The organism is Kineosporia rhizophila (assembly GCF_021277265.1).
GTDB classification, from domain to species: domain Bacteria; phylum Actinomycetota; class Actinomycetes; order Actinomycetales; family Kineosporiaceae; genus Kineosporia; species Kineosporia rhizophila.
The window spans coordinates 161,916-175,598 of sequence record NZ_JAJSOH010000014.1; the positions used below are offsets into that span (position 1 = coordinate 161,916).

A 13,683-nucleotide genomic window follows, 5' to 3' on the forward strand; every position below is an offset into this window, starting at 1 on the left:
ACCGAGCTGGGGGCCGTTTCGTGATGTGAGCTTCCCCGGCCGGTGCGATGCTGCCCACCATGCCGATGAGCTCAGCTGAGGGTAAGGACTGGATTCACGACCGGATCGCCGGCCTGACTGCCGAGGGCGCGGTGACGGTGCTCGACATCGGCCCCGGCGTGGGCACCTACGCCAAGCTCCTGAAGGATCTGCCGATCGACCGGATCACCGGGATCGAGATCTACGAGCCCTACGTGACCACCTACCGCCTGCGCGACTACTACGACGAGATCGTGGTGGCGGACGCCCGCGAGGCCGACCTCCCGGCCGCCGACGTGGTGATCCTGGGCGACGTGGCCGAGCACATGAGCGAGCCGGATGCCCTGGCGCTGTGGGACAAGGCCCGCAAGGCGGCTCGCCGCGCGGTGTACCTGTCCATCCCGGTGGTGCACTACCCGCAGGGCGAGATCGAGGGCAACCCGCACGAGGTGCACGTGGTGGAGGACTGGAACCACGAGCGCATCCTGGAGACGTTCCCCGGTATCGGGCGCTCGTGGACGGGGACCGAGGTCGGCGTCTACGAATGCCTCACCTCGTGAGGCGCGATCCCGTCCTCGACCGGCCCGTCGGCAGTTCGCCGCGGGTGCTGCAGATCCCCGGTGACCACCCCTACGTGCACCAGGTCTGCCCCAGTCCCTTCCGGTTCGAGGGTTCGCCCGGCGCGGTGCCCAGCCCGGCCCTGACCCCGCAGTGGCTGTCGCAGCACCGGGGCGAGTTCGACGTGGTGCACGTGCACTTCGGCTACGAGCACCTCGACGTGGACGAGATGCGGCACTGGATCATGCATTTGGGACGCCTGCGGGTCCCGTTGGTGCTCACGGTCCACGACCTGCGCAACCCGCACCAGGACACCCCCGAGGCCCACGACCGCCATCTGGACCTGCTGGTGCCCGCCGCGGCCGTGGTCCTGACCCTCACCGCGGGCGCGGCGGCGGAGATCCGCCGGCGCTGGGGCCGGCGGGCCCAGGTCGTGCCGCATCCGGCCATCTTCGACCGCAGCCTGCTGAGCCGGCGCCCGGCGCCCGGCCCGCAGAAGATCGTCGGCATCCACCTGAAAGACCTGCGGCGCAACGTGGTCGGGCCCGACCAGGTGGTGCGGGCCGCGCTCAGCGGCGCGCAGGCGGCGGGGGCGCGGCTGCGGATCGACCTGCACCCGGGGGTGCGGAACCGTCCGGAGCTGCAGCTGACCCGCAGCCTGGCCGAGCAGGGGTTGCTCGACCTGGTGGTCCACGAGCGCTTCAGCGATGCCGACCTGGCCGGCTACCTGAAGGGCCTGCACACGTACGTCCTGCCCAACCGGTTCGGCACCCACTCGGGCTGGCTCGAGGCCTGCCGGGACACCGGCACCCGGATCGTGGCGCCCTCCTGCGGCTACTACGCCGACCAGTGGGACGAGGTGCTCACCTACCAGCACGACGAGGTCACCGGGCTCCGCGCCGCATCGCTGACCCGGGCCGTTCGCCGGTCGCTGGAGGCCGGCCCGGTCCAGCCCGCGACCCCGGGCTTCCGGGCCGCACAGCTCCAGCAGGTGCAGGCGCAGCACGCCGACGTGTACCGGCGGGCCCACCGCCGTAAGACGCTGCCGGTGCGGGCCGTGGCGCTGCGCCAGACCGTCGGCGCGGTCGGATGACGAAACCAGCCGTCCATCTGGTGGTGGGGCCGCCGGACCACGGCGTGGTGATCTTCGCGGACTGGCTGGCCCGGCAGACCGGCGGCCACCGCATCCACCTGCCGGGTCCGGAGGCTTTCGACGCCTCGGTGCTGGCCCGCATCCGCGAGCTCGGGGCCCCGGTGCACCTGCAGTACACCGAGGCCCTGTTCGGCCCGCACACCACCACGGCGGCGGCCGGGTTCGTGCGCCTGCGCTCGGCCCTGCCCGGACCGGTCGGGGTGACCTTGCACGACCTGCCCGATCCGGCCGACGAACCCGGCCGCTACCAGCGTCGTTCGGCCGGGTACCGCGAGGTGGCCCGGGCCGCGGACGTGGTCTGCGTGAGCAGCCGGCACGAGCTACGGCTGCTGAACCAGCTGGCCCCCGAGGTGACCAGCGCCCAGGTCATCCCCCTGCCGATGGCGGCCGACCCGGTGGTCGAACCGGCCGACAGGCCGCGGCCACGGCCGGAGGTGGCGGTCTTCGGGTTCATCTACCCGGGCAAGGGGCACGCGGCCGTGCTGGGTGAGATGCGTGATCTGCCAGAGGGAATCGCGCTCACCGCGATCGGCCGCCTGGCCGACAACCACGCTGACCTCGGGTCGGAGCTGACGGATGCCGCAGCCCGTTCCGGTCGTTCGTTCGCGGTAACGGGGTTCCTGCCCGAAGCGGAACTGCAGACCCGGCTGCGGCTGTCGGCGGTGCCAGTGGTTCCCGCCACCAACATCTCTGCCTCCGGTTCGCTCAACACCTGGATCGCTGCCGGCCGTCGCCCGCTGGTGGCGGAAGGCCCGTACACCCGTGAGCTGGCCGAGGACTGCCCGGGCCTGCTCACCCTCTACCGCCCCGGTGAGTTCGCCGAGGCGGCCCGCGAGGTTCTGGCCGACGCCTCGAAGTCCTGGCTATTGCAGACCCCGCCGCCTGAGCGACACGAAAGTGCCGTGGCCGAAGCGTATCTGAACGTGTTCGCACCCGCAGGAGTGAGCTCTTGATCGACCATGCCCTGGTAGCTCCCCGCGGTGAGCTCGTGGTTCCCGGAAATCGCTGGGACCTGGCCGAGCGCCCGGCCGCGCAGTCGCCTGAGGTGAGTGTGGTGGTGCCCTACTACCAGGGCGCCGAGCAGTTGGCTCTGCTGCTGGAGGGCCTGCGGGGCCAGGACTTTCCGTCGGGGCGCTTCGAGGTGCTGGTGGCCGACGACGGCTCTCCGGATCCTCTCGATCTGGGCCGGTTCGACACGTCCGGCTTGCGGGTGCGCGCGTTCCATCAGGAGGACAAAGGTTTCCGCGCGGCCGCGGCCCGCAATCTGGCTGCGGCCTCGGCCGAGGGGCAGGTGCTGTGCTTCCTCGATCAGGACACCATCCCTGAACCGAGCTATCTGAGCGCCATTTCGAGGCTTCCGGGACAGCTGCCGGACGCCCTCGTGGTCGGGCGGCGGGAACACGCCGACCTGGCCGGCTGGAATGCCGAGGGAGTGCGGGACTGGTTCAGCGGCAAGGGCCCGGCACCCGAGATCCTCACCGCGCCCGAGTGGCTCAGCCGGGAGTACCGGGACACGCGTGATCTGCTGGATGCCGGCGAGAACGGCTACAAGTACATCATCAGTGCGGTCATGGCCTGCAGCACCGCGCTTTTCCGCGAGCTGGGCGGGTTCGACGAGTCGTTCCAGCAGTACGGCGGTGAGGACTGGGAGTTCGCGCACCGCGCCTGGAATGCGGGTGCCGTGCTGGCGCACGAGCCCAGGGCGGTGGCCTGGCACGACGGGCCGGACTGGGCGGGCCGTTCCACCCCCGAGAGCCGGCAGGCGATGAAGCAGGACGAAAAAGAGGCTCTGCTGCGCCGTATCCCGGAGTCGGAGGTCTGTGCCCGACCCGACCACCCCGCCAACCTGCTCCTGACCTGGACGGGGCTCACCGACGTCCACAATCAGGCAGTTCAGGACGTCTTGGACCACTTGCGCGCCGCGCCCCTGAACATTGCCGTGCAGCAGAACGCGCAATTCGGCCCGCAGGAGCAGAGCCGGGCCCGCTTCCAGGCCACCCTGCACGGAATGCCCGAAGATCCGGAACAGCTCACTGCCTCAATTGAAGACGCTCTTACCTGGCTACGGCACTCGGGCGCCGGTGAGGTGCGGCTGGACGAACCGCGGCTCACGATCACGGCCACTCGCGCGCGGCGGCGCGCCGAACGCTGGCAGAACAGCTTTCCGGGCCGGGATCTGCTCGACGACCTTTTCGGCCGCGTGGAGTTGGCCTCCCGGCTCCGGACCCGAACGGCGTAAAGACCTCTGCGCTCGTGCTTACGCTGCCGTAGCGGATGCCGGGCGAACGGGTGACGGGATCGTCCGCGTGGCGTAGGCGGCCACGGTCTGTTCATGGGCGGCCACTGGCGGCCGACTGCCGTATTGGCCCGGAACCGCGGGGTTGCTGCGAAGGAAAGTAGACCCATGGCCCAGGTGAGGGACGCGCTCTCGGCGCGGGCACGCGTCCTTGGGCCGGCGGCTGTGAGCCTGTCCGCTCTCATCGGGGTCGTTCTGTTCCCCGGAGCGACAGCGGTTTCCAGCGCCCGGGTCGCGATAGTCACCGCGGCCACCGCAGTGCTGGTGCAACGGTCGGCCCGCGGGCACAGCGGAGACCAGCGGGTGTGGACCTGGTTCGCCTGGGCGGGTTTCGCGCTCTCGACCGGGGCAGTGGCCGACCTGCTGGTGCGGGTGTTGATCGGTACCTCGGCCGCCGCCCCCTACCTGTTCCCGGCCGGTGTGCTGGTCTCGTGTCTGCTGACGTACCAGGGACTGATCCTGTGGAACCGCAGCCGCACGGCCATCGCCGACCCGGGCGACGTGCTGAACGGCCTGAGCGCCACCCTGACCGTGGCCGCGCTGGGCAACCTGGCGCTGATCGGGCTGCACGGCGACTGGCTGGAGAACCCGGCCGGGCCGTCGTCGTGGCTCTCGGTCCAGCTGCACCTGCTGTGCCTGGGAGCCGGCGTCGTGCTGGTCGGCACGGGGGCGTTCTTCGTGCAGAGCGGATCGGTGGCCAGAGACTGGCGGACCTGGCGGGGGGTGGCGGTGCTGCTGCTGGCCGTGGTCGGCACCGCGGTCTCTCCGTGCACCGGGCTCCTGCCCGAGTCGCTGGCCTGGTCGCAGTCGGTCGCCGGGGAGAACGTGTTCACCGTCGCCTGGGTGCTGCCGATCTCGGTGATGGCGCTGAACGCGCTGGCGCCCCCGCGGGTGGCCACGCCCCAGCCGGCCTCCGCCACCGAGGTCAACCAGGGGGCGCTGACCGTGCTGCTCGCCGCGCTGGCGGTGCTCCTGCTCAGCAGCCGGCTGGATCCCGGGCTGACCGGGGCCGCCGTGGTCCTGGCCGGCCTGGCCATTCTCGGCGCCGGGGCCCGGAGCGTGCACCTGGTGCGGGACCTGACCAACCTGGCCGTGCGCCGCCAGGAGGCCCTCACCGACGAACTCACCGGCCTGGCCAACCGCCGCGCGTTCACCCGGGAACTGGCCGAGCGCACCCGCGCCGGGCGGCAGGCCTCGCTGCTGGTCATCGACCTGAACGACTTCAAGGACATCAACGACGGCCTCGGGCACGCCGCCGGTGACCAGGTGCTGGTCGCCACGGCCGAGCTGTTGCGGCAGGGCACCCCGGCCGGTGGCCTGACCGCGCGGCTGGGCGGCGACGAGTTCGCCGTGCTGCTGCCGGGCACCGTCACGGCCGACGCGGTGGCGGTGGCCTGGCGGCTGGCCGAGGCGGGCGAGCGCCGGTCGGTGGCCGTTCCGGTGGGGCTGAGCATCGGGGTGGCCAGCCGGGAGGCGACCTTCGGGACGGACCGGCTGATCGACGGCGAGGAGCTGCTGCGGCGGGCCGACGCCGCGATGTACGTGGCCAAGACCACCCGGGCCCAGGTCAGCGTCTACGACCAGGACCTGGACCGGCTGCGCCGCGACCAGAACCAGCTCACCCACGACCTGCTCGATGCCTTCGAGGGCGACCACGGGCTGCCTTTCGAGGTCTACTACCAGCCGCAGGTCTCGATGCACACCGGGCAGGTGGCCGGGGTGGAGGCGCTGGTGCGCTGGCAGCACCCCGAGCGCGGCCTGCTGGCCCCGGGACAGTTCCTCGAGCTGGTCGAGCGCAACGGCCGGATGCGCGAGCTCACCCAGTTCGTGGTCTGGAGCGCGCTGCGCGATGCGGCGGTCTGGGAGCGCACCGGGCTGAAGCCGCTGCGGGTGTCGGTGAACCTGTCGCCCAGCTGCCTGACCGACCCGGTGTTCCCGCTGATGCTCGACCAGATCGTTCAGGCCGGGGTGGAGCCCGGGGTGATCACCTTCGAGGTCACCGAGACCAGCCTGATGAAGGACCCGGAGCACTCGTTGCGGATCTGCGCGCTGATCGTTCAGGCCGGGTTCGGCCTGAGCATCGACGACTACGGCACCGGCTACTCCTCGCTGGCCTACCTGAGCGACCTTCCGGCCACCGAGCTGAAGATCGACCGGGCCTTCGTGTCGCGGATCCAGAGCGACGCGCGGGTGCGGGCGATCGTCTCCGGCACCGTGGACCTGGCCCACCAGCTGGGCCTGCGGATCGTGGCGGAAGGGGCCGAGCAGTCCGGGACCCTGGGCCTGCTGCGCGATCTCGGCTGCGACGAGGTGCAGGGCTACGTGTACAGCCCGCCGCTGCCGGCGGTGCAGCTGTACGCCTGGGTGCTGAATCAGGAGACGGCGCGCGGCTTCACCGACGACGAGGTGGTCAGGACCTAGGTGCGGGCGCCGTCCAGCTTCATGATCGCCAGCTCGAGGTCGGCCTGGGTGATCGGCCCGGCCTGACCGCCGCGGGCCTCGGTCATCGCCTTCTCCAACTGCGCCCGGCGCAGCACCTCGGCCAGGTCGGCCCCGGACAGGCCGGCCGACAGGTGGGCCAGCTCGGTCACCGAGACGTCGTCGGCGAACAGGCGGAAGGCGTCGGTGCTGTGCTTGCCCTCGAGCGCTTTCAGCAGCTTGGCCAGGATGTCGGCGCGAGCCGCGTCGCCGGGCAGTGGGACCGCGAGCTTGACGTCGAAACGGCCCGAGCGGATCAGGGACTCGTCCACCCGGTCGGGGAAGTTGGTGGTGGCCACCACGATGACGTTCGGGTTGGCCTCGATCAGGTCGTTCATCTCCTGCTTGAAGATGCCCGCCACCGAGTTGATCGCCTGGTCGGCCGAACCCTGCGGCCGGCCGGCGTAGCTGACGATGCTGTCGAACTCGTCGAACAGCAGCACGGTGGGCTCGGTGTAGCCGCGGGCCTCGGCGAAGACCTGGGCGATGTTGCGCTCGGAGGCGCCCATCCAGCGGTCGAGGATGTCATTGCTGCGGACCTCCTTCAGGGTGCCGCCGATCTCGTTGGCCAGGGCCCGGGCCAGGGTGGTCTTGCCGGTACCGGGCGGGCCCCACATCAGGATGCCCTGTGGCCGCCGGGCGCCCCAGCGGGCCATCACCTCGGGATGACGGAAGGAGTCGGCCACGTCGCGCAGCTGGCTCACCACGTCTTCGAGCCCGCCCAGGTCGGCCAGGCGGACGTCGTTGTCGAGCGGGGTGCGGGTGGCCGGGGAGTTGCGCGAGAAGCTCGGCCAGCTCGGGCCGGGGCCGGCCGCGGCCGCCTTCGGGTCGAGGCGGAAGCTGCGCCCGCGCAGGTAGGTGCCCGCCTCGGCGGTGGCCAGCCGGCGGGACCCCAGAACCACGAGCAGACGAAGGACGGCCTCGAGCCGGCGGGCGTCCAGCTCACCTCGGGGGAGGGTGGTCAGGAGTCGGTCGGTGACCCGGCCGTCGAGCATCGGGCGCCCGGTGACGGCCGTCGCCTCGACCCCGTCGGCACTGAGCTTCTCACCCCGGCTCTCGTTCTCGAACAGCCGGCCCAGCGCCTCGAAAACCGGTGCCACGTAGTCGGTGCCGACCATGAACTGGTGCAGCGGGCCGTCGAAGCCGGGCTGACGGACGGTGACCCGGCCCTCGACGTGGACCTGCTCGCCCTGGGAGCGCAGCACCAGGGCCAGGCGGGGCAGGTCGTCGCCGGAACCGGTGAGCACCGGCAGCGCGGTCGGGGTACCGAGGACCCGGGCGATCACCAGGTCGGCGGCGCCCAGGTCGAAGCGACCGCCGGCGGCCTCGAAGCTGTCCATTCCGTCACGATAACCCGGCTTGGGGAAGCTCTCCTGTGGCGATGGCCGGGGTGGCCCCCTGCACGGTGGCCGGGTCGACTCCCTGCCGGGCGGCCCAGGCCACCAGGTTGGCCGGCCGGTAGTCCGGATCGTCGCGCCAGCGGTCGAACACCGAGCCGTCGATGGTCTCGTTCAGCGAGTGCGACCAGCCGGGTCGTTTGCGGGTGGCCCGGGGCAGACGGCCGATGGGCCGGTGGAACGGGCGGCCCAGGCGGGTGATCCGGTAGAAGCCGAGCAGGAACGAGCCGAAGCTGTCCTCGACCGGCAGCAGATGGTCGCCCGCCTCCAGCGGGGCGGAGCCATCCAGGTGCAGACCGCACTCCTGGGCCCGGGCCCACAACCAGGCCAGCGGGATCCGGGCCAGGCTGGGGTCGTCGCGGTTGCCGCCCACGTCGGAGTGGGCCCCGGTGAACCAGCGCTGCTCCAGCGTCTGGTCCTCGTGGAGAAGCTGCAGCGGAACGTCTTTCGGGCTGAAGGCGGTCCACAGGGTGGGGGCGTAGGCCTGGCGGTTCTCGTCGATCGCCAGGGCGTGGAACATGTTGCGGTAGCGCACGCTGGGGTTGGTGTTGTGGAAGCGGATGGTGCTGCGGCTCAGGCCCCGGATGCGGCCCCAGGGCACGCCGAGCGCACCCACCGTGTCCCACACGCCCAGGAAGTGGATGTCGACCGCCCGGGCGCCGGGGGCGTGTCCCTTCGGGCCCTGCTGGTAACGCCGGTAGACCTCTTCGGCGGAGATCGGGGCCCGGCGGTCGGTCAGGCCGCAGCGGGCGATCATCCCGGCCAGCGAGCGGGCGGTGAACGCGCCCCGGCTGAAGCCGAACAGGAAGATCTCGTCGCCGTCGTCGTAGTTCTGCACCAGCCACTCGTAGCCCTGGCGGATGTTGCCGGCGGTGCCGAAGCCCAGGACGCCGCCGCGCAGCCACTCGCCCCAGCGGGTGCCCACCCCCTGGACGTAGACGCTGCGCTGTTCCACCCCGTCGGGGCCGGAGCCGGCCAGGGCGGCGTGCATGCGGGACACGTTCGTCCGGGCCGAGGGACGGTTCCAGGTGCCGTCGAAGAACAGGGCCAGGCGCTTCACCGCGACCTCCTTGGGCGAGAAGGCGACCAGCCTACTGCGCGAACAGTTCGCGGAACTCCTTGCCCGACTTCCGGAAGGACTTGGTCAGGCTGTGTTCGCCCTGGAAGGAGTTCAGGTTGAAGTAGTTGGCGTAGGCGACGTTGTTCTGCGGCCGGCTGATGTAGTCGTGCATGAAGTGGATGAACAGCGGGTTGTCACCGCCGCCGGTCTTGTCGAAGCGGTCCCACAGGCCCCACTCGGGCAGTGCGACCGGCTTGTCGTGCTGGGCCGCGAAGTCGGTCCAGAACGCCAGGCCGTGGGGGCCGCCGTAGATCGCCTCGGTCCAGGCCCGGGTCTGGCGCTCGTTCCGGCAGGCCTCGTCGCACTTCTTCGGGTAGGGGTAGACCCCGGCGTGCAGGTCGTACACGTCGACCCCGACGTAGTCCACGTATTTGTCGCCGGGGTAGTACTTCTCGCCGGGGTTGGGGTTGAAACCGTTGTTCGGGTTCCAGTCGAACTCGAAGTCCTGACCGGGCACCGAGCGCATCGCGTCGACGATCTCGCGGTAGAAGTCGATGTAGAGCTTCTCGTCGTCGGTGCCCCAGGCCCATGAGCGCAGGTTGAACTCCCAGCCCACCCGCAGGATCGCCTTCTTCTGACCGGCCTGCACCAGGTTCTCGGCCAGGGTCACGAAGTGATCGTTGTACTCGCCCTTCCCGCCCTGGCGCATCAGCGGGTTCTTGCGCTTCATGCTGTTGTCCGGGTTCAGCGTCTCGGGCAGCATCGGGACGGCGTAGACCAGGGTGTAGCCGCTGCCCTTCCACTCGGCCAGCAGGGCCTCCGGGTGGGCGATGTCGTCCCAGGTCTGGCGGGGGCCGAAGTCGGTGACGTAGCTGATCTCGTGCTTCGCCCACTTCTCGAAGGCGCGCACGTCGCCGAGCTTGGTGCCGGCGAAGACGCCCATCCGGACGGCGTCCTTCTTCTGCGCGGCCTCCATCTCCGGGGTGGACACGACTGCGGGACGGGTCTGCTGGGTCAGGGATTCCGTCGGGGAACTCGTGGTGCGGGCGTTACGCACGGAACTCACCGTGACCACCGCGGCGAGAGCTGTGATCAGAGTGAGAGCTGTGATCGGGGTGCGGTGACGGGAGCACCAGGTGCCCATCCCGCGCAGTCGCGAACCCAGCGAGCGACGCGGCGGCCGCCACTCCTCGGCCGGGCGGAGGTCCTGCTTCGTCGGCCGATCGTCGTAAATCACGGCGTCCACCTTGTCAGGCGATCACCGTTCGGCGTGGGTCGAACGAGCGCGTTCTGGGAACAAGTTTCGCCAGACCGCGTTTTTCTCGCCCCGGAAGTGCGTCAGGACACAAGCGTTACGGAAAATTTACTGATTGCCGGGCAACCTTGGGGCGGTGACCCGGGCCACGAAAGTGCCCACGGACGTCGTCAGTTCGCCTGAGAGGTGGTCTGCCGGGTCAGTCGTTCGAGCACCTCGGTCAGCTGGGCGGCCTTCCAGGGCTTGGGCAGGAAGTCGTCCATGCCGGCGTCCAGGCAGGCCCGCCGGTCGTCGTCGAAGGCGTTGGCGGTCATCGCGACGATCGGGATCCGGCCGCCGGTCTCGGCCGCGCGGATGCGCCGGGTGGCCTCGAAGCCGTCCACCCCGGGCATCTGGCAGTCCATGAAGACGGCGTCGTAGCCGCCTCCGGCCGCGGCGGCGACGGCCTGCTCGCCGTCCTCCACGATGTCCACCGAAAGGCCGCGGGCCTGCAGCATCGCCCGGGCCACGAGCTGGTTGGTGGGGTTGTCCTCGGCCACCAGGACCCGCAGTCCGAGGTTGTTCCGGGGTGACTGGGGTGATCGGGAAGAGCTGACGACCTGAGGACGACCGGGGCCTGGTTCGGGGGCTGCTTGCGTCGGGACGGGGTCGGGTTCGAGCTGCCGGGGGATCTGGCGCACGGCTGCCGGCGGCCCGGCCGCGGCGGGAAGCGGCAGGAGCACCGTGAACGTGCTGCCCACCCCCGGACGGGAGGTCACCGAGATGCTGCCCTGCATGGAGTCGACCAGGCCCCGGGTGATGAACAGGCCCAGCCCGGTGCCGCCGAAGCGGCGGGTGGTGTCGGAACTGGCCTGCTGAAACGGCTGGAACAGACGTTCCTGCTGTTCGGCGGTCATGCCGATGCCGGTGTCGGTGACCCGTAGGCGCACGTCGGGACCGACCTGGTCGAGGGTCAGGGTGACCGAGCCGGAGGGGGTGAACTTGGTGGCGTTGGCCACCAGGTTGGTCATCACCTGACGCACCCGGGTCGGGTCGCCCAACCGCCGCGCGGACAGGTCGGCCGCCACCTCCAGGTCCAGCCGCAGCCCGGCCTCCCGGGCCTTCAGCCGGCTCGGCAGCAGGGCCTCCCCGGCCAGTTCGGCCAGGTCGAACTCGACCTGTTCGAGGTCCACCTGACCGGCCTCGATCTTGGCCAGGTCCAGGCCGTTGTTGACCAGGTCGAGCAGCACCCGGCCGGAGGTGTCGGCCCAGCGGGCCCACTGCGCCGCCTCCGGCGCGTCGGGGGACTGGGCCAGCAGAGCGGTGAAACCCAGGACGCCGTTGAGCGGGGTCCGGATCTCGTGACTCATCGACTGCAGGAACTCGGACTTGGCCCGCGAGGCGGCCTCGGCGGCCTGCTGCGCCTCCTGCAGCCGGCGGTTGGCCTCCTGCAACTGCTCGGCCCGCTCGGCCAGGTCGATCTCCCAGCGCCGCCGTTCGGTGAGGTCACGCACCACGTAGACGCGCTGCGAGGCACCGAACACGGCGTCGTCGTCGGACACGTGCAGGCCGGCCGTCTCGACCGGCACGACGTGCCCGTCCTTGTGCCGCAACCGGGTCACCGCAGTACCCACCGACCCCTCGGCCGTGACCCGCTCGCGCAGGTCGGCGAAGACCGCCAGGGCCTCCTCGTCCGCGGCCAGGGCGCTCGAAGGCAGGGCCATCAGCTCCTCGACCTCGTAGCCGACCAGCCGGGCGTAGGCCGGGTTGGCGTAGACGATGCCGTAGCCGTTGGTCACCAGGACGCCCTCGCCCAGATCGCTGAGCAGGCCCAGCAGCCGTTCGTAGCGATCGTGCTCGGCGCGGACCTCGGCCTCCAGCCGCCGGCGCTCGGTGACGTCGTGGAAGACGGCCACGGCGCCGCCGCCCTCGACCCCGGAGGCGCCGGTCAGGGGCCGGCCGGAGACGCTGATCAGGACGCCCTCGGGATGACCGGAGTTGCGGATCAGCATGTCCACCAGGTCGGTCCGCTCCCCGGCGAGGGCCCGCACCAGGGGCAGTTCCTCGGTGGGGAAGGGCGTGACCCCGTCCGGCCGGTAGATGCCGTAGTGCTCCTGCCACTGCTGGGGATCGTTGCTGTCGCCGCTCACCCCCAGCAGGTCCCGGGCCGCCCGGTTGTGCAGCAGGAACCGGCCCTGGCGGTCGACCACGCCGACCCCGTCGGCGATGCTGTCCAGCACTGCCGACAGCATCAGGGCGTCCCGCTGCGACTCGCTCTCGGCCTTGTGGCGGGCCCGGAACTGCCGGTACACGAGCAGCATCAGCAGCACGGTGATCACCGAGCCGGACACCGCCACCGACGTGGCCAGAGGGCTGTAGCGGCTCTCTCCGGCGGCCCGGGTGCCCTGGGCCTGCATCGTCCAGCGCTGCTGGCCCACGGTGAGCAGGGCCTCGCTGACCGGGCCCTCGGGCCAGCTCTCGCCGGTGTGGATCGAGGCCAGCCGGGTGCTCCGGCCCTCGGCGCCGGAACCGGTGAGCGTCACGTTCACCTGGCCCTGCGCGGCCGAGGGCACCACCTGGTCCACCAGGTCCTGCACCCGCATGCCGAGCAGCACCCACTGGTCCGGCCCGGCCTGGTCCGGGTTCGGCACCGGGGCCACGATGCTCAGCGACAGCTGCTGCCGGGGCTCGGGCAGGGCCCGGTCCTTGAGCAGCACGTAGGCGTCGGAGATGGTGGTGCTCCGGGTGTCGCGGGCCTGCCGGAGGGCCGCGCCGAGGGTCGGGTCCTGCAGGGCGTCCAGGCCCAGCACACCGGGGTGCCCGTCCAGGGCGATGTGCACCACCCCGAACGCGTGCCCGTCCTGATCCTCGGCGTTTGCGGCCGGATCGAGGGTCAGGCCGGTCGCCCCGCGCTCGCGCCAGTCCTGCTGAACCTGCGCGACCTGGGCGTCGGTGGCGGCGACCACCAGGGTCACCCCGGACGCGCCGGCCAGACCCTGCCCGAACAGCGGCGCGATGATCCGGTCGAGCTCCCGCACCGTCACATCGGGCCGGGCCCCGACCGCCGCGGCCACCTGCTCGGCGGTGGACACGTAGCGCTGGGCCTGGGTGGACACCGCCCACCGGGTGATCTGGGTGCGCTGGTCGACCTCGCTCGCGGTGGCCTCCTGCTGCCAGCCCCACACCGTGCGCACCAGGGCCCCCGTCACCGACATGCCGACGACCAGGACGATCAGCAGCAGTACGGCGGCGGGGCCACCGACCCGCAGGGCTGCCTTCACCGACCTCACCACCCGGTCATCGGCTGGTTACCGGGCGGTCCTGATGCCTGCCGGGTGCTTCGCGTCCCGGGCCCCGGTCCCGGCCTCACCCGTACGGCCCTGGCCGCCCGAGGCGAGGTGTCCCCGGTCCGGGCCACGGTGAACCTGCCCGAATGCCTGAGTACCGACCTGCTCCCGCTCCCCGGGGTTCTCCCGTACGCTCCGGTAC

The 13,683-nt window shown here is 71.3% G+C and carries 9 protein-coding genes; 5 read left to right on the top strand and 4 right to left on the bottom strand.

Annotation, left to right across the window (positions count from 1 at the left end):
- Window positions 1–65 precede the first annotated feature (65 nt).
- The 5 genes from LWF15_RS20440 (at window position 66) to LWF15_RS20460 (ending at window position 6,446) form a co-directional block, all read left to right on the top strand.
- Window positions 66–578, top strand: a complete 513-nt coding sequence (locus LWF15_RS20440) for a class I SAM-dependent methyltransferase (RefSeq protein ID WP_232812474.1) — start codon at window positions 66–68, stop codon at window positions 576–578.
- Entirely contained in the window at window positions 575–1,669 is a 1,095-nt protein-coding gene (locus LWF15_RS20445; RefSeq protein WP_232812475.1) for a glycosyltransferase family protein, read from the top strand. Before LWF15_RS20440 ends, LWF15_RS20445 begins: the two co-directional genes overlap by 4 nt.
- Window positions 1,666–2,682, top strand: coding sequence for a glycosyltransferase family protein (locus LWF15_RS20450; protein ID WP_232812476.1), 1,017 nt, complete (start codon window positions 1,666–1,668; stop codon window positions 2,680–2,682). Before LWF15_RS20445 ends, LWF15_RS20450 begins: the two co-directional genes overlap by 4 nt.
- Window positions 2,679–3,968 (top strand): glycosyltransferase family 2 protein, encoded by a 1,290-nt coding sequence (locus LWF15_RS20455; protein ID WP_232812477.1) that lies wholly within the window; start codon window positions 2,679–2,681, stop codon window positions 3,966–3,968. The genes LWF15_RS20450 and LWF15_RS20455 overlap by 4 nt, the downstream gene beginning before the upstream one ends.
- A gap of 165 nt (window positions 3,969–4,133) precedes the next feature.
- Window positions 4,134–6,446, top strand: a complete 2,313-nt coding sequence (locus LWF15_RS20460) for a putative bifunctional diguanylate cyclase/phosphodiesterase (RefSeq protein WP_232812478.1) — start codon at window positions 4,134–4,136, stop codon at window positions 6,444–6,446.
- Here the strand turns inward: LWF15_RS20460 and LWF15_RS20465 are convergent.
- The 4 genes from LWF15_RS20465 to LWF15_RS20480 all read right to left on the bottom strand — a co-directional run bounded on the left by LWF15_RS20465 (window position 6,443) and on the right by LWF15_RS20480 (window position 13,475).
- Window positions 6,443–7,843, bottom strand: a complete 1,401-nt coding sequence (locus LWF15_RS20465; protein ID WP_232812479.1) for an ATP-binding protein — start codon at window positions 7,841–7,843, stop codon at window positions 6,443–6,445. The genes LWF15_RS20460 and LWF15_RS20465 overlap by 4 nt on opposite strands.
- A gap of 4 nt (window positions 7,844–7,847) precedes the next feature.
- A complete protein-coding gene (locus LWF15_RS20470) occupies window positions 7,848–8,960 on the bottom strand; it encodes a DUF2235 domain-containing protein (RefSeq protein WP_232812480.1) in 1,113 nt (370 codons plus the stop codon).
- A 31-nt stretch (window positions 8,961–8,991) separates the two neighbouring features.
- A complete protein-coding gene (locus LWF15_RS37680) occupies window positions 8,992–10,197 on the bottom strand; it encodes a glycosyl hydrolase (protein ID WP_232812481.1) in 1,206 nt (401 codons plus the stop codon).
- Between the two features lie 188 nt (window positions 10,198–10,385).
- Entirely contained in the window at window positions 10,386–13,475 is a 3,090-nt protein-coding gene (locus LWF15_RS20480; RefSeq protein WP_232812482.1) for an ATP-binding protein, read from the bottom strand.
- Window positions 13,476–13,683 lie beyond the last annotated feature (208 nt).